The organism is Brevibacillus daliensis, assembly GCF_021245735.1.
In the GTDB taxonomy this organism is placed as follows: domain Bacteria; phylum Bacillota; class Bacilli; order Brevibacillales; family Brevibacillaceae; genus Brevibacillus_B; species Brevibacillus_B daliensis.
On record NZ_JAJISB010000015.1, the window covers coordinates 15,469 to 37,344 of the forward strand.

General features: G+C 43.2%; 17 protein-coding genes. 5 read left to right on the plus strand and 12 right to left on the minus strand.

Annotation, left to right across the window (positions count from 1 at the left end; genetic code table 11):
• Window positions 1-95: 95 nt before the first annotated feature.
• The 5 genes from LM917_RS13090 to LM917_RS13110 are packed head-to-tail and all read right to left on the minus strand — an operon-like array spanning window position 96 to window position 6,735.
• The gene (locus LM917_RS13090) at window positions 96-1,169 is read right to left on the minus strand and encodes a sensor histidine kinase (protein WP_232697973.1); all 1,074 of its coding nucleotides are present in this window, start codon (window positions 1,167-1,169) and stop codon (window positions 96-98) included.
• Entirely contained in the window at window positions 1,166-1,867 is a 702-nt protein-coding gene (locus LM917_RS13095) for a response regulator transcription factor (protein WP_232697974.1), read from the minus strand. Before LM917_RS13095 ends, LM917_RS13090 begins: the two co-directional genes overlap by 4 nt.
• Before the next feature lie 34 nt (window positions 1,868-1,901).
• The gene (locus LM917_RS13100) at window positions 1,902-2,930 is read right to left on the minus strand and encodes a DUF2804 domain-containing protein (protein WP_232697975.1); all 1,029 of its coding nucleotides are present in this window, start codon (window positions 2,928-2,930) and stop codon (window positions 1,902-1,904) included.
• A gap of 27 nt (window positions 2,931-2,957) precedes the next feature.
• On the minus strand, window positions 2,958-4,979 hold the full coding sequence (locus LM917_RS13105; protein WP_232697976.1) for an ABC transporter ATP-binding protein: 2,022 nt from the start codon (window positions 4,977-4,979) through the stop codon (window positions 2,958-2,960).
• A 4-nt stretch (window positions 4,980-4,983) separates the two neighbouring features.
• The gene (locus tag LM917_RS13110; protein WP_232697977.1) at window positions 4,984-6,735 is read right to left on the minus strand and encodes an ABC transporter ATP-binding protein; all 1,752 of its coding nucleotides are present in this window, start codon (window positions 6,733-6,735) and stop codon (window positions 4,984-4,986) included.
• A 516-nt stretch (window positions 6,736-7,251) separates the two neighbouring features.
• Between LM917_RS13110 and LM917_RS13115 the strand changes: the two genes are divergently transcribed.
• Genes LM917_RS13115 through LM917_RS13130 form a run of 4 tightly spaced genes read left to right on the plus strand, consistent with a single transcriptional unit; the run spans window position 7,252 to window position 12,698 of the window.
• Window positions 7,252-8,790 (plus strand): bifunctional diguanylate cyclase/phosphodiesterase, encoded by a 1,539-nt coding sequence (locus tag LM917_RS13115; RefSeq protein ID WP_232697978.1) that lies wholly within the window; start codon window positions 7,252-7,254, stop codon window positions 8,788-8,790.
• Window positions 8,791-8,806: 16 nt separating this feature from the next.
• Window positions 8,807-11,896, plus strand: coding sequence for an ATP-binding protein (locus LM917_RS13120; RefSeq protein WP_232697979.1), 3,090 nt, complete (start codon window positions 8,807-8,809; stop codon window positions 11,894-11,896).
• A 36-nt stretch (window positions 11,897-11,932) separates the two neighbouring features.
• Window positions 11,933-12,436 carry a hypothetical protein gene (locus tag LM917_RS13125; protein WP_232697980.1) on the plus strand — a complete coding sequence of 168 codons (504 nt, stop codon included), beginning with the start codon at window positions 11,933-11,935 and terminating at the stop codon, window positions 12,434-12,436.
• Complete coding sequence (locus tag LM917_RS13130; protein ID WP_232697981.1) at window positions 12,402-12,698, plus strand: hypothetical protein; 297 nt, start codon at window positions 12,402-12,404, stop codon at window positions 12,696-12,698. Before LM917_RS13125 ends, LM917_RS13130 begins: the two co-directional genes overlap by 35 nt.
• A gap of 1 nt (window position 12,699) precedes the next feature.
• On the opposite strand, the gene LM917_RS13135 is transcribed toward LM917_RS13130, so the two are convergent.
• Window positions 12,700-13,821 (minus strand): response regulator, encoded by a 1,122-nt coding sequence (locus tag LM917_RS13135; RefSeq protein WP_232697996.1) that lies wholly within the window; start codon window positions 13,819-13,821, stop codon window positions 12,700-12,702.
• Between the two features lie 368 nt (window positions 13,822-14,189).
• On the opposite strand from LM917_RS13135, the gene LM917_RS13140 reads away from it, so the two are divergent.
• Complete coding sequence (locus tag LM917_RS13140) at window positions 14,190-15,557, plus strand: aldehyde dehydrogenase (protein ID WP_232697982.1); 1,368 nt, start codon at window positions 14,190-14,192, stop codon at window positions 15,555-15,557.
• 108 nt (window positions 15,558-15,665) lie between these two features.
• On the opposite strand, the gene rd is transcribed toward LM917_RS13140, so the two are convergent.
• From rd to fdhD, 6 genes are all read right to left on the minus strand, one after another.
• Window positions 15,666-15,830, minus strand: a complete 165-nt coding sequence (gene rd, locus LM917_RS13145; RefSeq protein WP_232697997.1) for a rubredoxin — start codon at window positions 15,828-15,830, stop codon at window positions 15,666-15,668.
• 33 nt (window positions 15,831-15,863) lie between these two features.
• Window positions 15,864-17,087: an NAD(P)/FAD-dependent oxidoreductase gene (locus tag LM917_RS13150; RefSeq protein ID WP_232697983.1), complete on the minus strand. Its 1,224-nt coding sequence runs from the start codon at window positions 17,085-17,087 to the stop codon at window positions 15,864-15,866.
• 37 nt (window positions 17,088-17,124) lie between these two features.
• Window positions 17,125-18,357 (minus strand): FprA family A-type flavoprotein, encoded by a 1,233-nt coding sequence (locus LM917_RS13155; RefSeq protein ID WP_232697984.1) that lies wholly within the window; start codon window positions 18,355-18,357, stop codon window positions 17,125-17,127.
• A 220-nt stretch (window positions 18,358-18,577) separates the two neighbouring features.
• Complete coding sequence (gene moaA, locus LM917_RS13160; RefSeq protein ID WP_232697985.1) at window positions 18,578-19,615, minus strand: GTP 3',8-cyclase MoaA; 1,038 nt, start codon at window positions 19,613-19,615, stop codon at window positions 18,578-18,580.
• Window positions 19,616-19,631: 16 nt separating this feature from the next.
• Window positions 19,632-20,906 carry a molybdopterin molybdotransferase MoeA gene (locus LM917_RS13165; RefSeq protein WP_232697986.1) on the minus strand — a complete coding sequence of 425 codons (1,275 nt, stop codon included), beginning with the start codon at window positions 20,904-20,906 and terminating at the stop codon, window positions 19,632-19,634.
• A 51-nt stretch (window positions 20,907-20,957) separates the two neighbouring features.
• Window positions 20,958-21,758 carry a formate dehydrogenase accessory sulfurtransferase FdhD gene (gene fdhD, locus LM917_RS13170; RefSeq protein ID WP_232697987.1) on the minus strand — a complete coding sequence of 267 codons (801 nt, stop codon included), beginning with the start codon at window positions 21,756-21,758 and terminating at the stop codon, window positions 20,958-20,960.
• Between the last annotated feature and the right edge of the window lie 118 nt (window positions 21,759-21,876).

Consider the following 21,876-nt stretch of genomic DNA (forward strand, 5'->3'; position numbering starts at 1 on the left):
GGCTCATTTGCTTTTAGTATAAGGGGAAGTCTAATTCCCTCTCATCGATCTAGCTTTCAAATTGAGAGGGATAGCTTACAATCTTGTCACCTTCATTATTCAGCTACCTGATAATAAGAAGCTTCATCTGAAAAAAACAAAGTCACGGTAGTTCCCGTCCCTAGCTGCGATTCAATGTTTACAGCGTGATTGAGGCGCTGACACACTTGTTTGACCAAATATAATCCCATCCCTGTTGACTCAGTAACCACTCTTCCATTTTCTCCTGTAAAGAAGGCGTCAAAGACCCTGGGAAGATCCTCGGGCGCTATTCCGATCCCTTCATCTCTAATCTGCACAAATGTCCCTCTGTCGTCCCGTTTAATCGTCCATACAATCTGCTTCGATTCCTTATGAACCGCAGACGAGTACTTGATTGCATTCGTCAGCAGTTGATGAAAGATAAAGAGGAGCCACTTTTCATCAGTTAGCACACTTATTTCTTCCCATTCAGTCTCAATTCTTGGATAGATAGAATGACGGATACACGCTTTTTTATAGTGATTGATGACTTCTCTTAACAAGGGAAGTAGCTTAACCTGCTTCATGTTCACATCCAGCTCGAACTTGTCCAATCTCGCCGTATAAAGCATAGTTTGTAGTCCATACTCCAATCGTTCCTGCTCAATTTGAAGATCACGTACAGCTGCACTCGCCTCCTCCAGGCTATTCCACTCTCTTGATTGTTGCAGCAATAAGTGGGTAACAGAAAGCGGCGTTTTCATGTGATGCACCCATTGATTGATAAATATATGATGTTGTTCCTGTCTCTCCTGATAATCCTTCAGCGTATAGCAATACGCCCGATACTGGTCCTCTAGCAATTTACTAAATACCTTATGTTCTTCCGTTTTTCCGTTAGATAGATGAATGATGTTTTGTAGATGGTCGTTCTGCTTTAGCATGGCGATAAGCCCCTGGTAAAAACGACGTTGACGCATATAATCAAGGACAAGTAACAACAGAAGGGCGGCTACCATTACCAAAGAAATATAAAAATAATTCTCTGTTTGCAGTGCAAGCCCATGCTGCCCCATATCCAGACTGACCACTAAGAGCGTGAAGACAATTCCTCCAACAAAAAGAAGGATGTACCAGAAACGATCCGTCAGATACTGACGCCACGTCATTTTGCACACCCCCACTCATCAATTAACCGATATCCTTGCCCTCTACATGTCTCTATCGCATTCTGAATGCCGAGCTCTTCCAAACGTTTTCGTAGTCTAGTTACGTTTACTGTTAGCGTATTATCATCGACAAAATGAGTATCATCCCATAGCGTTTCGAGAAGCTCCTCCCTTGAAACGATCGAGCCTCCACGCTGCATGAGTGCATCTAGTAATAACGTCTCATTTTTGCTAAGAAAAACCCTTTTTTCTCCCGAATCAACCTGTCCTTTAGCCGTATCAAGATAAAGTCCGTTCCATTCACGCAACTCACGGATAGAACTCCCTGCGTACTCACCGTATACACGGCGTAATACTCCTTTTACCTTTGCCATTACTACGTCCAAGGAAAAAGGCTTGGTTACATAATCATCCCCACCGTTTTCGATAGCCATTACCTGATCCATCTCACCCACCCGAGCAGAGATGAAGATAATAGGCACATTAGAAATTGTACGAATCTGTCTGCACCAATAGAAGCCGTCATAATAAGGCAGATTGATGTCCAACAGGACCAAATGAGGCTCTAGTTCTACGAATTCGGTTTTAATCTGTTTCAAGTCAGTTACAACGGATACATTGTAACCATATCGCTCCAGATAATTCCTTAGTATGTTGGTAAGCTTGGCATCATCTTCTACAATCATGATCTTATACATTGCCCGCTCCTTATTTTTCCTGTGATCATTGCCTTCACCACTTTGCCTTTTGCTCCTCACAAATCCCCCAGATGTCTTGGAGCTGTAGGATCGAACCGTCTTCCGTTATGATTTTTCCTGAATATTTTCCTATGTATTGTTCCAAACGTGATCGGATCAGACCATAATTCTCGTCCTTCATTTGAATATGCACGGGGGTAAACATCAATTGAATCCGATTACTTTCTGTACTGTTTAGTAACCAAGGTTTACTTTTGTCATTCTGGTCATAGATGAACTCAATTTGCTCAGAGATTTTTTCAACTTTTTCTCCAACCATGATCGCATTCTCTGTCATACCCGTTCCATCCGTCCAGCCAGCTCCAAAATTAAACCCGCACCATTTGTTATTATGAATAAACGAGCAGGTTGTCCAGTTCCACTCTGTCTGATAAGGCCAGACCCCTCTGCCAAAGTCCAAGCTGGAAGCTGCCGTATTCGCCTCTATCTGATGAGTCTTATCGTCAATCGTTACTAGTCCGTTCGTAGCGCGACCTGCTTGCTTGGAGGTATATTGAAACCGTTTTTTATCCCAAGGAATTACGACATGTAATGATTCCTCCCGTTTTTTAGCCCTGAGAGCCAACGAGAACGCTTCGCCCCCTTCCCCCATGCCCTCTGCATCTAATTGGGTGTGCGAAGAGGCTTGCTTGAATGAGAAGCTCAGTTTGGGATGGGTAAACAATACATCTCCTTCCAGTTCATCAGGCAACTGTATTCCTTTAGCAAAAGGCAACTGAACCGTCCGATCTACCTTTTTACCTGTGGCGAGATCAACACTATGAAAAAATACTAGGCCTATATAATCAAGCGATACAACTGCCAGCGTTACTACAATCTCATTTGACGTCACAAACCAGAAGTTCCATTTCTTTTTTCGTCCAAAGCGCTTGGGTATGGCACAGATATGGAGGGGGTGTCTTGACCAGCCAATCGCTTCTGGTCTCAACTCACCATTTTCGTTACAAAGTTGCACATTATCAGTAATTTCAAGCTCTTGCAACTTTGACTGAACTATACTCATTTTTATCCCCCTCTCTATCCTATTATCTTACGCCATTACTTCAGGAATTTCACCTTGTTGCAGCTGGTACATCTGATAGTATCGTCCTTCTTTTTTCATCAGCTCATCATGGTTTCCACGCTCCACAATTTCCCCTCGATCCAGAACAAGAATCAAGTCTGCCTGTCGTATTGTAGATAAGCGATGGGCAATGATAAATGTCGTACGTCCTTTTTTTACAACCTCAAGCGCATTCTGAATAATAGTCTCCGTCTCTGTATCGATAGAAGCTGTTGCCTCATCCAGTATAAGAATGGCTGGGTCAAACGCTAACGCCCTCGCAAAGGAAATTAATTGCCGTTGCCCTGCTGACAATGTACTTCCTTTTTCGATAACCGGTTCGTCATACCCTTTACTAAGATGAGCAAATAGTTTATCTGCACCCACATCCTGCAGGGCTTTTTCCACAGTCTCCCGAGAGATAGAAGGGTTATCCAGATTTACATTTGAAGCGATCGTGCCTGTAAACAAGAACGGGTCCTGCAACACGATTCCCATATGCTGACGCAGATGTTGCTTCGGCCAATCTAGAATATTAGTACCATCGATGGTAATGGTCCCCTTTTGATAATCATAAAAACGGAATAATACGTTCATAATCGAGCTTTTCCCTGATCCCGTATGACCTACCAACGCTACTGTTTGCCCCTCTTTTGCTTCAAAATCAATATTCTTTAGGACGTATTCCTCATCCTTATAGGCAAACCAGACATTTTGAAACGATACATTGCCCCGGTAGCGCTCCATTTTCCCATCGGTTACAGGAATCCCCGGTTCATCCATTAATTCAAATACACGCTCTGCCGCAACCAACGCTTGCTCTAACTGTGGCAGTTGATTCACAATGCCTGTAATCGGATTAAACAAGCGCACTACATATTCAACGAAAGCGTACATAACCCCTGCTGTAAGTACACTATTAAGCGTGAGCGCATTAGCTCCGAAATACCATAGCACCAGGGCAAAGGTCAAAATTCGTAAAAAGTGGGCAAAGTTAAACGAAGTAAGAGAATTGACCAGCAATAATTTATTTTGGTACACGTAATGATCATGGTTCAGTTCCTCGAATTCCTGCCCCGTCTCTTTTTGACGTCGGAACGCCTGAATAATTGTCATTCCCTGAATAGACTCATTAATCATCCCATTTATATCACTGATTCTCGCTCGTATCACCTTGTTATAACGAGAAGCAAAATGTCTATAGATATAGATCCATACCACCAAAATTGGAATGATCAACGTACAAATCGCACCTAACACAGGATTCAGGAAAAACATGGCGATCAATACACCTGTAATATAAATGATCCCGGTAAAAAAGTTGGAGAGTACATTTACATACAGCTCCCGAATCGCCTCCGTATCGTTGGTTACTCGGGCAACGACTTTTCCAGCAGGCAAATTATCAAAATAGGAAATGGGCAGTCGCTGAATATGATCAAAAACATCTGTCCTCATCTTTTGAATGATCTGATTGGAGGCGATTTGTAGCAGAAATTTTTTTGCATATAAAAACAATGCGGTTACACCAATCAGCCCAAAATATATAAGGCAAAGCTGAAGCATCGGGGCTATTTCTGGACGATAGAAGGAATAAATTTCATCTCCAGTCAGCTTTGTTGCTTCATATGATTGTTGCTGTGAACCTTGTGTAATGAGTAACTCGCCATTCTGTATAGAACGTTGACCATCAAAACTTACAGGCTGATCAATAAAATAATACTCCCGATCTACTTGAAGAATCCGTACTTCCCCACCTTTTTGTTCATCTGGGCTAAAATGATCAATACGCTTAAAAAACTGATCATGGTAAGGAACAGCTGCACCACCTTCCTTACTCTCATACCAACTAAATTCAATGCCTCGTATATGCACATCGATCATCTTTTTGACCAACACAGGACCAACCAGATCGGCAGCCACTCCGCAAGCCAAGGTGATCAGTGCCAAGATGAGCGCTTTTTTAAAATATAACGCATACTGATACAACCTCTTTGCAGGCCTTTCCATGTTCTCACTCTCCGTCTGTTAGGTTTGCTTCTATCTGCTGGCACTCGTATTGCTCTTTGTACCAACCATTCAATTTCATCAACTCTTCGTGCGTTCCCCGTTCCACAATTCGTCCTTCATCCATGACCAGAATCAGGTCAGCATGCGCAACAGCGGACATGCGATGTGTCGTGATGATTGTGGTTTTATCTACTCGTTCTCTCCGGATATGCTTGACGATCTCCGCCTCTGTTTTGGCGTCTACCGCTGAGAGTGAATCATCTAGCATCAATATTTCTGGTTCTGAGATAAATGCTCTGGCAATGGAGACTCGCTGTTTTTGCCCCCCTGACAATGAGACACCCTTCTCCCCAACCAATGTCTCCAACCCTTCAGGCAGAAAGACAACGTCCTTCTTAAAGGCAGACATATCTAACGCATGCTCTACTTCTTCCATACTTCCTTCGGGCTTCCCAAACAAAATGTTTTGCAACACCGTTTTAGAGAAAAGAATCTGGCTCTGTGGTACATAGCCAAGCCAGCCGATCACCTGATCCAGTTTAATATGGGCAAGCGGAACACTGGAAACAGAGATAGTACCGCTACCTAGTGGGTATTCCCTCAATAACTGTCTGAGAAGTGTCGTCTTTCCACTACCTGTTCGACCAACAATCCCCAATGTTTCTCCACGCTTGATATTGAACGTAACATCTTTCAAGTTATCTACTTCCGAAGTCGGATAGCGGAATGTTACATGGTCAAAGGTAATCTCTGTCGGAATTTTCACATCTGTGGTTTTGTCACTGTCTTGTACATCAGCTTCATACGCCAATGTTTCGTTAACCCGATCAAGAGATGCATTTCCTCTCTGCATAATGTTTACTAGCTCACCAATTGCAAACATTGGCCAGGTCAACATAGCTAGATACAGGTTAAAGGAAAAGAGCTCTCCGATGGTAATCTCCTGATGGTAGACGTAATAAGCGCCAAATCCAATTCCCAAAATAAAACTAAGTCCCGTGAGGATACGCATGGTTGGTTCAAACAAGGCATCAATGCGGGCAACAGCGAGGTTTTTCTGATAGGTATCCTCCGAAATCTTACGGAAATTTTCCCGACTAGCTTCTTCCTGCACGTAGGCACGAATAACCCGCACCCCTGAAATATTCTCCAGCACCTGGTCATTCATGACACCAAAGGCATCTTGCGAAATGGTAAATCGTTTATGAAGCATATTTCCGTATTTGCTCAATATATAGGCAGCGATAGGTAGAGGAATAACGGCGATTAATGTCAGTTTCCAACTGATCAAAAATGCCATCGTAATCAGAATCACTCCAAGGTAAACGGTGGAGTCGACCAACGTTAAAATTCCAAAACCAGCCGTCAGTGAGATCGCCTGTATATCGTTGGTTGCCCGTGCCATTAAATCCCCCGTCCGGTTTCGCTCATAAAAGGTAGGGGTCATGCCCATGAAATGTCGCATCAGCTTGGTACGTAGGATTTTACTAAGCAGAAACGCACCGCCGAATAACCTTCTCATCCAGACATACGTCACCCAGTAGTTAAAAAGAGCAATTACAATCATGCCACCAACAGCCAAAATCAGCATTTCCACAGTCATAAGACCCTGAATAATATTATCGATTGCTGTTCCTAAGATTTTGGGTGGGATTACCTCAACCGCACCGTTCAGAATCAAAAAAACAACGGCTATGGAATAGCGTTTCCATTCATCTCGGAAGAACCATCCCAGCTTATTCATTACGGTTATCACTACTGATCTCCCCTTTTGTAATAGTAAGTAAGAGTACAAAATTATCTATGTAGAATTTGTAATAGAGACAAAAAAACATGTCACTGAACCGCGACATGTCTGAATAAAAAAATCGCACGCTACAATGGCTGTAACCTGCGCTCACATTACTTTGTTCATGATGAAAATTAGCTACGTGTGTCAGTAACTAGAAGGAGGTTACGTTTCTGTATGAAGTTGTCATGAGTCATTTCAATAAACATCTTCATCATAATCTCCCCTTTCTTTGAATCATCGTATTAGATTACCAAATATTAACTGAAAAAAACGACATAGTCAATAACATTCAAAATTTTTTTAATTGGATCAATTTCATGAATCGAATTCATAATTGCTTGTCTTATCAATAGTTCTACACTCACTACATTCCATGATATCTAACGAGAAAGGTCTGGTTGTTCAGATATTGTCGAGATATATAGGGTATATTGATATTTCGGTTGAATAACCACGAACCATTCTGAGGTGATTATAACAATGTATTTGCAAGGCCATTACAATTATTGGATTGTGTTACTCTCATTCATTATCGCTATACTAACTTCTTATTCCGCCTTAAACCTCACTACCAAAATATCACGAGCACAGGGTCGCACAAAAATAGGCTGGCCGTTTTCAGTCGCCTTTGTGATAGGAAGCTTCGTAGGAATGCTAGTCTTACATATGGACATGCAAGTGAGCTACAACGTTGCTATCCTGTCCATGGTAGCGAGTGTTATTTCTTCCTATATCGCACTCCTTATTGCGATGCCGCAGAATATCAACAGATGGAAATTTGCCATTGGTGGTTTTTTTATGGGTAGTGGAATTGTCACCATGCATTATACCGGCATGAAGGCAGCCTTGTTTTGGTACGGATCTTCACCTGTAAACCAAGACGGCTCAGACGAAATTAACTGGTTTTTGTTGATCGGTGTTTTGCTAGCAATGTTGTTTATATTGATTATTTCCTGGGTGGCGATGTTTTTCGACCGACATATCCTGGAGAAATTGGCTTATAGCGATTCCCTAACAGGGCTACCAAACCGGCATGAAATGAACCGCTACTTTGAAGAACATACCGAAAATTTGTCCGGTACTGCTCTGTTATTAATAGATTTGGATCAATTTAAGAAGATTAATGATACGCTTGGACACGATGTTGGCGACTTGTTGGTACAACAGGTAGGGGAGCGGCTACAAACGTTTCTGGGAGAAAAACGTCAGGTATTCCGTATCGGAGGAGACGAGTATTTGGTGATAATGGGAGATTGTGAGTCGACTCTAGCCGAGCAATTGGCAGAAGATGTTCTGAACGCAATCACCCTCCCTTATCATATTCAGGAAAATGAGCTTCACATAACGGCAAGCATCGGGATCAGCTTGTACCCTCAGCACGGCAAGGATCAATCCACGCTGCTGAAATCGGCGGATACGGCGATGTACAATGCCAAAAACGCGGGAAAAAACCAGTACTGCTTCTATAACGAAGAAAAAGATAAATACCTGAATCGTGGAATGGAACTGGAAAAAGGTTTGCGTAAAGCAATGACTCATCAGGAGTTTTTCGTTGTATATCAGCCGAAGTGGAATGAACAGACGAACCGCCCCGTTGGACTTAAAGCGTTACTTCGCTGGAATCATTCGAAGCTCGGACTAGTCTCCCCTGTGGAATTTATCCCGAGTGTCGAAGAAACGGGACTGATTGTCTCCATGACACGCTGGATCCTGGAAGAAGCTTGCAGTCAAAACAAGCGGTGGATTCAGGAAGGGGTGCTGCATCTGCCCATATCGGTGAATTTGTCGGCTCGCGTGTTCCAGAGCCATTGCTTGGTCGAAATGGTCCAAAAAGTACTCCACGATACTGGGCTGCCTCCCGAGTTATTGGAAATTGAGATTACGGAATCAATGGTGTTCTACGATTTGGAGGACATTATGAGGCAACTGAAGCTTTTACGCCATTTAGGGGTACGCCTATCAATGGACGATTTCAGGGCTGGCTATTCGTCACTCGTGTCGGACAATCTTACATACTGATTAAAGGAATAGCGCTATGATAAATAGAATTATTCAATATATTATGATAAAAAGAAAAGTTCTTCTCGTAACCTGCTTGCTCATTCTTATACTTACAAGTATCCGGATTCTTTGGATTTCCTTTCTATCACCATCTGATCAACCCTACGCAGTTCAAGGCGTATTGGATTTGCAAAATTGGGACATTGCGACGGAGCGTGCGATCTCTCTGAATGGCGACTGGGAATTCTACCCCAATGCACTTCTAAAAGAAAGCGACGCTGGCACAATCCCATTCATCAATAAAAGTGAGATCGTTCAGGTTCCTGGCAATTGGAAAAATTACATCTCCCCGCGGCAGGATTCAGCATTTGGCTACGGGTCTTATCGTTTGCGTATTCTGGTCACTCCTGGCCATGAGCAATCCTACGGCATTCGAGTTACGAATATTCCATCATCCTCAGAACTGTTCGTGAATGGTCGTTTGCTTGCGCATTCAGGCTACCCGGCACCGTATGGCGATCAATACAGGGCGCAAGACATCCCATATTCCGCCTCCTTCACGACGGATCAAAATGAGATTGAAATCGTGATTCACGTAGCGAACCATGATAACCACAGCAAAGGTGGCATCGTCACACCTATCTGGTTCGGAACTGATCAAGCGGTAAGTCGCGCCACACAGTTTTCCATCGGCATGCAGCTAGTTGTGTGTCTCATTCTGTTTATGCATGCTATATACACCTGCATTTTATATTTTATCGGGGTTCGTCAAAAAGCGCTGATCTATTTCTCTTTGTTGACCATGACCGCGATTGCCGCGATCCTCATCGACGATGACCGGATCCTAATGACGTTGTTGCCGATCAGTTACGAATGGCAAATAAAACTTTTTTATCTATCGTATCTCGGAGTCGCCGTATTCCTGATCCAGTATATCAAGCACCAAATGCCTGAGTACCCGACAGTCAGAGCTACTCGATGGTATTCCGCCGTGTGCGCGATCTATTCGATCTTCATTCTATTGACGCCCGTTACACACATAATGTTCGTAGACTACCTGCATAGTCTCATTGTTTTAATACCTTATCTGGTTATTCCGGTGTTCATGTTACGTATGACCTTGAATGGCGATCATGACGCCATTTATTTGTTTCTCGGCGCAATCAGCATCACGCTCAATCTCATATGGGGCATTATCAAAAACACAGGCATGATCGAGATGTATTACTACCCGGTTGATATGATTGTTACTTTTGTCGCTTTTGCTTCATTCTGGTTTAAACGCTATTTTCGAACCTCCGCCCAAACGGCCATGCTTGCCGATAAGCTGCAAAAGGCGGACAAGTTGAAAGACGACTTCTTAGTGAACACCTCCCATGAATTGCGAAATCCACTTCACGGCATTCTTACAATTGCACAGACGGTATTGGATAGTGGTGGAAGCGTTCGCGACGACAAGAACAAAGAAAACATGAACCTGCTGATTTCCGTGGGAAAGCGCATGTCCTTTATGTTGAATGACCTGCTTGATTTGAATCGTCTTAAGGAAAACCGTATCCGTCTACAGGTCACGAGTCTTCGGCTTCAAACGGTGGCTTCGGGCGTATTCGATATGATTCGTTTCATGACAGAAGGAAAACCCATCCAACTAATCAATAATATCCCGGATACCTTCCCCAATGTCATCGCCGACGAAAACCGGCTTATTCAAATCTTGTTCAATCTGCTTCACAACGCTGTAAAATTTACGAACGAAGGGAATATCACCATCCAAGCCCAAGTGAAGGAGGGCAAGGCAGTGATTCTCATCTTGGATACCGGGATCGGGATGGACATAGAGACGCAACAAAGAATATTCCAGCCTTACGAACAAGGCAGCTTCGGCATAACAGCAAACGTAAGTGGATTTGGGCTTGGATTAAGTATATGCAAGCAACTGGTGGAGCTCCATGGCGGTACATTGGCGGTCAGCTCGACGCCAGGCCAAGGCTCAGTATTCACCTTTACCTTGCAACTGTCCGATCCAGCCATTCTACCGGACGAAACAACGAGGTTAGCTCCTGTTTCCATCGCTCATTCAGAAACAGCAGCAGCCATTTTTAGTGCGATCTCTGAACCAAAATCCGAGTTCGCTACAGAGAGACCCAGCATATTGGCTATCGACGATGATCCAGTGAATTTAAATGTGCTGGTCAACGTCCTTTCATTAGAATGCTATGACATCATCACGGCTACAAGTGGTAAGGAAGCCCTATCCATTCTGGGTTCAAGAGAATGGGATTTGATCATTTCCGATGTCATGATGCCGCAGATGTCCGGCTATGAATTGTCACGCACCATTCGCGAGCGTTTCTCGATATCGGAATTACCCATCTTGCTCCTGACCGCACGCAATCGACCTGAGGATATCAACGCAGGGTTCCTCTCTGGTGCTAACGATTACGTAACGAAACCGGTCGATACGATGGAGTTGAAGTCCCGGGTACGAGCTTTAACCGAATTAAAAAAATCCGTTGGCGAACGACTACGCCTGGAAGCCGCGTGGCTTCAGGCGCAGATTCAACCACATTTTTTATTCAACACCCTAAACTCGATTGCTGCTCTCAGTGATTTCGATCATGCAAGAATGCGAACTTTACTTGAAGTGTTTGGTAGTTATTTGCGGTCAAGCTTTGATTTCAAAAACTCAGAGCGATTAGTTCCACTTAAGCATGAGCTTGACCTCGTCCGTTCTTATCTGTTTATCGAAAAGGAACGTTTTGAAGAAAGACTGCAAATAGTCTGGGAGGTGGACGAAAGCATTCAGTTGCAGATCCCTCCCCTTTCCATCCAGCCTCTTGTAGAGAATGCAATAAGACATGGCGTTTTGAAGCGATCAAGAGGTGGAAAGATCCATATCCGTATCACCGACTATGCAGATTACGCAGAAGTAGCGATCATAGATGACGGTGTGGGGATGGATGAGAAAACTCTGCAACGAGTACTCGAAAGTCGATCAGACAACAGGTCGGGAATCGGTTTAATTAATACAGACCGACGATTGAAACAAATCTTCGGTAAGGGCCTACAAATCCAAAGCTCTCCTGATGTAGGTACTACTATTACCTTTATTGTGAAAAAATGAGACGGAAACTTGAACAAGTAAGCTCAACTGCAAATTATGATAAAACATACTCCCTATCTTGATAAATTTTGTCGAATCTTTTTACTAGCTGCAATTCAATCAGAACAATTACTCAATTTCTTGCAGGAGGTTATTCATGGTAAAGATTTGGCTATACGGCCTGTGTGCCATCATGTTCACATTCCTTGCCTCATGCCTTCCTCAATAGCTGCGGTCGGCAAGACAAAAGTTGCGTATTCCCCGAGGCCCATACACAATCCGTATATGGGTCTTGCGCCTGAACGGTACGTTCCGTATACGCAGGAGCACACATTGGTATACGCCAATATCACCTGGAGAGAGATTGAACCTGAAAAAGGAGAGTACCAATTCGATCAGATAGAGGAAGAGCTACACTTTGATGAATGGGCTGAAAAAGGCGTTACATTTATTATTCGAATCATTATGGATGTCCTGGATGCAACAAGGATACATCTCGTGGCTTACCGAAGAACAAATGCCGGCGATGCCCGACTTTTGGAAGCACGCACCGAGTGGTAGAGAGTTTGCTCCTTCTGATTCGTTGAACAGCTATTTTGACTCTTCTTTCATTGACCAGTTGATCGATCAAGCCAAATCAACTCATGTCAGTTGGCTTGGACCAAATACTCCGGCACGCTTTCCAAAAGACGGAGAGCAGCAAAACAATCTGAACCGCTTTCTGAATACGATTGGCTACCGTTTTGTTGGACCGCAAGCGGTCACATCCAATTTTATGAAAAAAGCCGAGAGAAGGAACCCTCCTCTCGACTCGTCTATCTAATTCATTTGCTACTCTTCCATTGTTTATACCATTCTCTTACATCCGCATGTGGTGCCATTTCAAATTCCTCTCGTAGCATATCCGTCAAACTGTTATACTGCCCTTCTACCGCTTCCCGGTCGCCCATTGTATCGTACAGCTTCATCAATGTGAAGAATAACTCCTCCAAATGAGGATGGAACTGTTGCATCCGAAGATAGAAAGCGATTGCTTTCGAATATTCGCCATTGATGACAAGAAAGTTCCCGACTTGAGCAGCGTGATTATACCAGTCTGCTCGTAGCCGCTGCCGTTCACTTTCCGCCCACATGTAGTCATATTCGGAAAAATAATCACCTCGATAGAGTTCGACTAGCCGCATATGTTCGATTACACTCTCATTCGTGATCGGCGGCGCTTTTCGCAAGCCACTCTCCCATGCGTCCACATCGAAACTGACATCGCTCATCTCCAGCAAATAGCCGTCATCACAGTTGGTAATTTTCAATCCGATCTCTAGCTGATCCAGTGTTTTGCGGATTTGATACACAGTTGTATATAGTTGGGCGTACCCTTTCTTCCACTCCACGTCAGCCCAAAACAACTCCAATAGGAGATCTTTTCGCACTGGTTGCCCCCGCCGATGAATGAGATAGGCAAACAATTCCTGAGCCTTCGTCGTGCGCCAGTGGATGGTCTCTGGACCGTGACGACCCGATACTTCAATCTGCAGCGATTGAAAACAACGTATATGTAGTAATGGACCTGATGGGGTAATAGCATTCTTCGTTTCTTTTTCTTTTTGTATCCGGAGCAACGTTTTTTGCAGCCTCTCTCGTTGCACAGGCTTCAATACGTAATCAAGTGCATTCAATTCAAATGCCTTAACCGCATAATCCTCATAAGCAGTTACAAAAACCACGTCAGTATCAGGCAGATAGCGGAGGATCTGCTCCGCAGTCTCAATCCCGTTCATTTCCGGCATCTCCACATCCAGAAACACAAGGTCGGGCTTTACCTGTTGCATCTCCTCAAGAGCCTGACGAGGATCTTGAAATTTCCCCACAATCTGCAGGTCTTTTATATCCTGTAGCATATTTTCTAGATACCGTAGCGCCAAGCGTTCATCATCGATCAGTAACACCTTCAACTTCTCCACCCCCAACTCTCATTTCTCTCCTGCCTTTTTGGTAAAGCGCAGTTCTATGGAAGTACCCGTATTGGGTTTATTCTGAATGGACAGGCCTAAGATAATTAATTTCAAATCTGATTCACAACTTTGCACGCCTCTATAGACTAATTGTCCTAAATCTTTGTTTGTTGTACTATATCATAAAACCTATAATAATATTGTAATTTTCTGTCGAAATCACTCTTTTTTCACTATTTTATTATTTGTGATGATTTATCCTCCATAAACTGATCTCCTTACTAACTCAAGTTGCTTTTCACCGTTATTCTCAGGCATGATAAAAGGGTAAACAACTTCCAAATAAGGAGGGAGCTATAGCTATGACTAGCATTCAATCATTAACAGATGCACAACGAAAGTTCTTTTATTCTCACCAAACAAAAGATCTCTCATTTCGTATACAATCACTACAAACTTTGCGTCAAGTTATCAAAAAGTACGAGATTGAAATAACGGAAGCACTCCACGCCGATTTGCATAAATCAGAGTTCGAATCGTACTCCACCGAAATAGGGTTTATTCTCAGTGAAATAGGGTATACCTGCAAACATCTCCGTTCCTGGGCTAGTCCAATGCGCGTGAAAACTCCGCTTACCCATTTTGGCACCAGCGGTTGGATTCATCATGATCCATACGGGGTCGCACTCATTATTGCGCCGTGGAATTATCCCTTTCAGTTAGCCATTGGGCCACTGATTGGAGCTATTGCTGCCGGTAACTGTGCCATCATCAAGCCTTCAGAGATGGCTCCTCACACAGCAGCAGTGGTAAATAAGATTGTGTCAGAAGCATTTCCACCTGAGTTCGTAGCGGTTGTAGAAGGGGGAAGGGAGACGAGTCAGCGGTTATTAGCGGAACCATTCGATTATATATTTTTCACAGGAAGCGCTCATGTCGGTAAAGTGGTCATGGAAGCAGCAGCCAAACATCTTACCCCTCTAACGTTAGAACTTGGGGGCAAAAGCCCTTGTATCATTCATCGGGACGCCAATCTAAAAGTGGCAGCCAAGCGAATCGCGTGGGGAAAATTCATGAATGCCGGGCAGACCTGCATCGCGCCAGACTATCTACTGATAAATGCCGCTATTAAGGAAGAATTCCTGTCCATATTGATTAATGAGATTAAAGGGATGTACCCTGATGCTCTTACCAACTCGCATTTTTCTCATATCATTAATAAAAACCACTTTGATCGACTGACAGAGATGATTGATCAAGAGAAAGTGCTGACTGGGGGAAAGAGTAACGAGTCGAGCCTGGCGATAGAGCCAACCGTGCTGGATCAGGTGACATGGCAGGACAAGGTTATGCAAGAGGAGATCTTCGGTCCCATTCTTCCTGTCCTTACTTATGAACACCTAGAGGATGCTATTAAAATGGTACAGGAACACCCCAAACCACTTGCTCTCTATATTTTTAGTGAGAGCAGTCAGGTTCAGGAGCAAATTATGTCCCAGCTTTCTTTTGGTGGGGGTTGCATAAACGATACCATTTACCATATTACCAATCCGAATCTACCGTTTGGCGGAGTAGGTAATAGCGGAACAGGTAGCTATCATGGGCAGAGCAGTTTCAAAACGTTTTCTCATCAGAAGAGTGTATTAAAACATACGACGCTGTTTGATATTCCGGTTCGTTATCATACGACTAAAAATGCGTTACAGTTGGTTAAGAAGTTTTTCAAATAATTGAGAGGGAAGCCGAAACTGTCCACTACGCAGAAGAGCGAGGAAAGTAAAAAAGGAAGTGCTTGCTATGAGGCAGCACTCCCTTTTTTATCTTCGTTCAGCAAAAATCTACTCTTCTACAGGTGCAAACTGGTCCTGTTCCTCACCGCAAACTGGGCAGACCCAGTCTTCTGGCAAATCCTCAAAGCTTGTACCTGGAGCTACATCTTCATCGGGATCTCCAAGCTCTGGATTATAAATGTAGCCACATGGTAAGCAGATGTATTTTTTCATTTTCATGTATGGCTCCTCCTTACTAATTTTTTGCTAGCAATTTTTTAATCTATCTTTTACTTCCTTCATTAAATCGGAAATACTACATTGCTCTAGATTAATACCTTCTAAAGAAACTCCCTGTTTGATTGCAGAAAGATAAGGGGTAGAAGCAGCAACGCCTTCCAAAGAGATAACGCCAACCATCTTGTTATTCTTAATAAATACTCTTGTATAGCATTCGTTACTTGATTCACAGGCAATACTCTTATCGTACTGATTCTCATTTACCATTCCAATAGAGAACAATGAGAGATCAAAGGCATTGAAGATGGTAACAGGTATGGTAGGTTCATAAGGAGTAGGTGTACCTGCCATGTTGATTCCCGCAATTTTCCCCTGGTCCATTGCACGACCCCAGAGTCCTTCTACTTTTCCATTCCATTCGGAAACGTCACCAGCTGCGAATACATGTTTTTCACTGGTTTCCAAATAGTCGTTGACGATAATACCTCTGTTAGTGTTTATCTTGGTTCCTTCAACGATCTCTGTATTAGGAATAATACCGATTGAATAGACAACAGCATCACAAGGGATTATTCGACCATCTTGCAACTGTACAGCTTCTACTTGTTCGTTCCCTAGAATACTATTTATGCCTATGTTCAGGTATAGATGGATGCCTGCATCTTCTACTTTTTTCTTCATTAGTAAAGAAGTCTTCTCATCTAGCTGTCTGCTCATCAGATGTGAGTCCAGTTCAATCATGGATACCATTTTGTCAGCTTTATAAAAGGAACAGGCAGTTTCCAGTCCCTGCACGCCACCACCAATTACCACTACATGCTTTTTGTCTTGCAGATAAGCTTTACAATCATTCGCTTCTTGCATGTTACGGATGGAGTAAACGCCACTCAGATTTACGCCTTCTACGGGAAGTTTACGATTGGTAGCACCTGTACAAATAAGCAATTTGTCATAAGTCACTTGCTCCTTACTAGCAGTAACAATCGTTTGATGATCGGTGTCGATTTTCTCGATTTTGATGTTAGTACGAACATTAATTTGATTATCGTGATAAAATTTTTGTTTTTTTATTAATACCTTTTCGCTACCAAGATCGGAATAAAGATCTTTGGAAAGCTTAATTCGGTTGTAGGGGAGGGAATATTCTTCTGTGAACAGAAGGATAGTTGCCGCCTGATCTTGATCGCGAATGGCTTTGGCTGCATGGACAGCAGAGACGCCACCCCCGATGATGACATATTGTTTACTCATTGTGATCACCTGGTTAGTCCGGATTTTTTGTTGCTAATTATAAGGAGCTTAGCAGTAAATCAGCTATGAATGCTCCGGCATGTTCAATTTTTTTCAAGGAGTCTCCCTTTGGTGCAAATCTGATGCGCACTGGGAACTCTACATGTGTCATACCAGTTGTTTTGATTACATGGGATGTACTGAGAACCGTCATATTCGTCTCATTGAGGTAATCCTGGATCACCTCGATCGATTCTCCACTCCAGCCATAGGAACCGAATGCAGCAGCCAATTTGCCTTCCAGGTTCATCTCCTTCAAATCTTTAAGTATTTCTTCCAAATTGCCGATCATATCTGCATAGCGGGTGGAGCTTCCGATCAGTACGGCATCTGCTTCCTGGATACTTGCCAGAACCTCTGCTTTTTCTACTTTATCTACGTTGAAAATAGTTGCCTCAATGTTATTTTCAGTCATAATATTTGCGAGTAAATTAGAAATCTTGCGAGTATTCCCTTTAATCGTGGTGTAAATGATTGTTACTTTTTTGTCCTGAACGGTATCATGGCTCATGGTCCCATACAAATCGATGAATTTCTGTACATCTTTTCGTAGGATGTAGCCATGAGAAGGTGCGATCATCTGTATATCAAGATCCTTAACTACATTCATCATCGCGCGTACATATCTTCTGTGCGGGTGCATGATAGCAGTGTAGTAGAAAATATAATCTTCGGTGATGTCTTCGTTTGCTTCATCATTAAAAATGTTATAGGCTGCTACATGTGTACTAAAAATGTCACAGGGGAACAAAATCTTATCCTCTTCACAGTAGGTAATCATCGTTTCTTCTGTATGTAGGTACGGCGTTTCACGGAAGTAAAGCGTTTTACCGCCAATATCCAGTTGGTCTCCATCACGAACAATCAAGAAGTTTCGATGATGAAGCTTGTACATTTCCTGAAGTTCTGGAACCGCAATCTCTGTGCAGACGATCGTAGCGTTCGTGGCACGAGCAGCAAGTGCTGCTAAACCACCGGAATGATCTGGTTCGGTATGGTTAATTACGATATAGGCAATTTCTTCTGGATCTATAAGTTGGCTCAAATGTTCAACGAATTCTCGTCCGTAATCAATGTCCACGGTATCAATTACCGTAGGTTTTTCTGTTTTAAGTAAATAAGAGTTGTATGTGGTTCCTTTCGCCAACGTTAAACGGTGGAAAGGTACCGCTCTGTCATCGATTTTTCCTATCCAGTGTATATCTTGTGAGATCTTAAGATCTTTCATCATAAAAGTGTTTCCTCCTTGAATCTACTTTTTGATTAGCACGATTAACACTGTGCATATGTTGTTAACTGATGACCTCATTTTACATAGAGAGCCAGATAATGTTTGTGATTCGAATCACAAAGTAGGAAAAACCTTTTTTAAATGGTTAGATCTATTTTAGGTAAAGCTTTATACGCATAGAAAAAAACAGATTAACCATCCAGTGGTTAACCTGTTTTTCTCATCCACCTATATGTGACATCTCCACTTTTTTATCTGAAATACCCTTAGTCATACTCAACCGTTCTTCCGAGTAGCGGTCCGTCCGTCCGTCCCATAATCCCCTCAAGTACCTGAACAACCCCTCATCGGATGTACCATCACGAAGAGACGTACGTAGATCATAACCCTTCGTCGCAAAAAGACACATGTACAAAAAACCTTCTGCAGATAAGCGGGCACGGGTACAACTGGAGCAAAACGCTTGTGTTACCGAAGAAATAAAGCCAATTTCCGTGTCTGAACCTTGGTACCGATATCGCTTGGCTACTTCACCGAAGTAATCGGAAGCAACAGGCTCTAGCGGCATTTCTTCATGAATCATCTCCAGAATCTGTCTGCTAGGAACAACCTGATTCAACTCCCAGCTATTGCTATTCCCTACGTCCATGAACTCAATGAACCGGAGTGTATGCCCTTGTTCAGCAAAATAACGGGCCATTGGCACAATATCCTGATCATTAACCCCTTTTTGCACAACCATGTTCACTTTAATCCCCAGACCGACACGGGCAGCTTCTTCAATGCCAGCAAGGACTGTGCTTACCGAAATGCCACGACCGTTTATCCGACCAAAACGCTCATCATCCAGGCTATCCAGACTAACCGAAACCCGATGCAATCCGGCATCCTTCAAAGCCTGTGCGTGTTTCTTCAATAAAGACCCATTTGTGGTCAGGGCAATGTCTTTAATTTGCTCAATCTGATTGATCTTTTCAATTAGGACAGGAAGGTCTTTTCGAAGTAATGGCTCCCCACCAGTTAATCTGATCTTCTCCACACCTAACTGAACGAAAACTCGTACCATCCGTTCCATCTCTTCAAAGGTGAGCAGTTTGTCTTTTTGCAAAAACTGATAATCCTTATGAAAAATCTCTTCTGGCATGCAATAACGACAACGAAAATTGCATTTATCCGTAACAGAAATACGCAAATCACGCAATGGGCGCTGTGATTGGTCAACTACTTTTGTTGTTTGATTGTTTTGCTCCTGATTCACCTTCAACAGCTCCTTCCTATGTGACTTGATAGGAGAGAGGAATCACTTCCACTTGATCCCCCTGTTTTACACCCGTTTTGCCAGATGGCAACAGAATCAGACAATCTGCATCCTGAATAGAGAGCATGTAGCTTGACTTATTCACACCTGCCGCTTTAACGGAAACGATTCCATTCGTAACAGCTAACTTCCCACGTTCATAACGTGGATGCGGTGATCCTTTGGGATAATCCTGTTCCAGAGAAGCCGTTATCGTCTGGACTACAGGTTTTGTCGCACCCAACATCATTCGAATAACAGGTCCTACCAGTAACTCAAAACCCACAAAACAAGCACCTGGATTACCTGATAAACCAAACAGAAGCGTCTGCTCCAGATAAGCAGCCGATGTAGGACTACCCGGGCGCATGGAGATACGATTAAATAACATCTGCTCCTGATTCATACGAAAATAATCAGCCATGATGTCATAATCACCCACAGAAACACCACCTGTTGTAATTACAATATCCATCTCAGCCAATGCTTGTGCCAGAATTTTTCTGGTTTTGGCCATGTCATCAGGAATAATGCCATAATGATACGCTGTTGCTCCTGCACATTCCACCTGTGCCTGAATCATATAGCTATTACTGTTGCGAATTTTACCATACGACAATGGTTGATCGATAGGGATAAGCTCACTACCTGTTGCAAAAATCCCCACTTTTGGTCGTTTGTAGACCTGTACTTTACTGTATCCGAAAGTAGCCAGCAGAGCCATTTGTCCTGGTTGAATAATACAACCTGCCTTTAGTAAGGTCTGTCCTTCTTCTATCTCTTCCCCAACAGGGGCAATATTTTGTCCGATACGGATCGAATGCTTCACTTTAACCAGAATACGCATCTCTTGTGTCTTAGTAATCTCCTCAGTCTGCTCAAACATCACGACGGCATCGGCCCCTTCTGGCACAGACGCACCTGTCATGATTCGTACAGCCTCTCCGACTTTCAGGGTTTGATCAGATATCATACCTGCAGCAATGTCACCCACGATCTGAAAAAGAGCAGGTTCATTGGGACTGGCCGCTACATCTGTTTCACAACATACCGCGTAGCCATCCATTCCAGCTCTTTGAAACGAAGGAACTGGATGCCCGGCTGTAATGGTCTCTGCCAGTCTGCGATTCAGGCTATGCTCAAGCGATATCTCTTCCACTGATAGAGACAAGAGGGCTGCATGTTGAAGTACACGTTTTTGCGCCTCTGTCACTGTTATAGAAGTACGCTTGAATCGATGTGTCCTGTTCATGGAAGATCACACTTCCTTTTTCTGCTTGTATCGGTGTTAATCGATTCGTTCTTATGGTTGAACGGTATGTCCGGTTCCCTCTATTCGCTCGGGATGGGTATAAACGTTTAAGGTATCTCCCCGAATAAAGCCTACAGCAGTAATTCCAAGCTCCTCAGCTAGATCTAGTGCCAGATCAGTTGGAGCTGATTTGGAGAGAATAATACCCACTCCGATCTTAGCCACTTTTAAAAGGACCTCGGAGGAAATACGCCCACTAAAAGCAATAACTTTATCCTTTAAAGAAATACGGTTACTCAGGCAATAGCCGTAAATCTTATCAAGAGCATTATGCCTGCCAATGTCCATTCGGATAACCACAACTCCATCCTTACTTGCAAGCATTGCGTTATGCACGCCACCTGTCTGCTGAAAAAACTTGGAGTTAACCTGCCGCATCAATCGCTGGCAATCCTGAACGGTGATTACCTGCCTGCTCATGATGGTTTTGGCTGTACGCACATCGCTTTGCAAGTAAAATTGACGGCTTTTTCCGCAACAGGAGCCGATAAAACGTTTGGAGTGAACGGGGGACAAGTCTACTTCTCTATTCAACTGAATATAGGCAAATCCTGTCTCTTCCTGAATGGACAAGGATTTAATTTCATCTGCAGTACGAATCACTCCTTCTGATGCAAGAAAGCCGATTACCAACTCTTCCATCTGATCAGGTGTGCAAACCATAGTAGCAAATTCAATGTTATTTACTTGTAAAGTAAGCGGAAATTCTGAGGCAATCTCGTCATTTTTGGTGTAAAACTGGCTCCCATCATATTTATGAATAGGACGCATTGTAGAAATTTCCTTAGACATCTTCATTCACCTCTTCATTTATTCCATCGTTATTTGAATCTATATAGAAAAAAACCGCAAGCATCCCTTCTTGTCAGGAGGGAAGGATGCTTGCGGTGGCTAGTCTTTAGCAGGATCA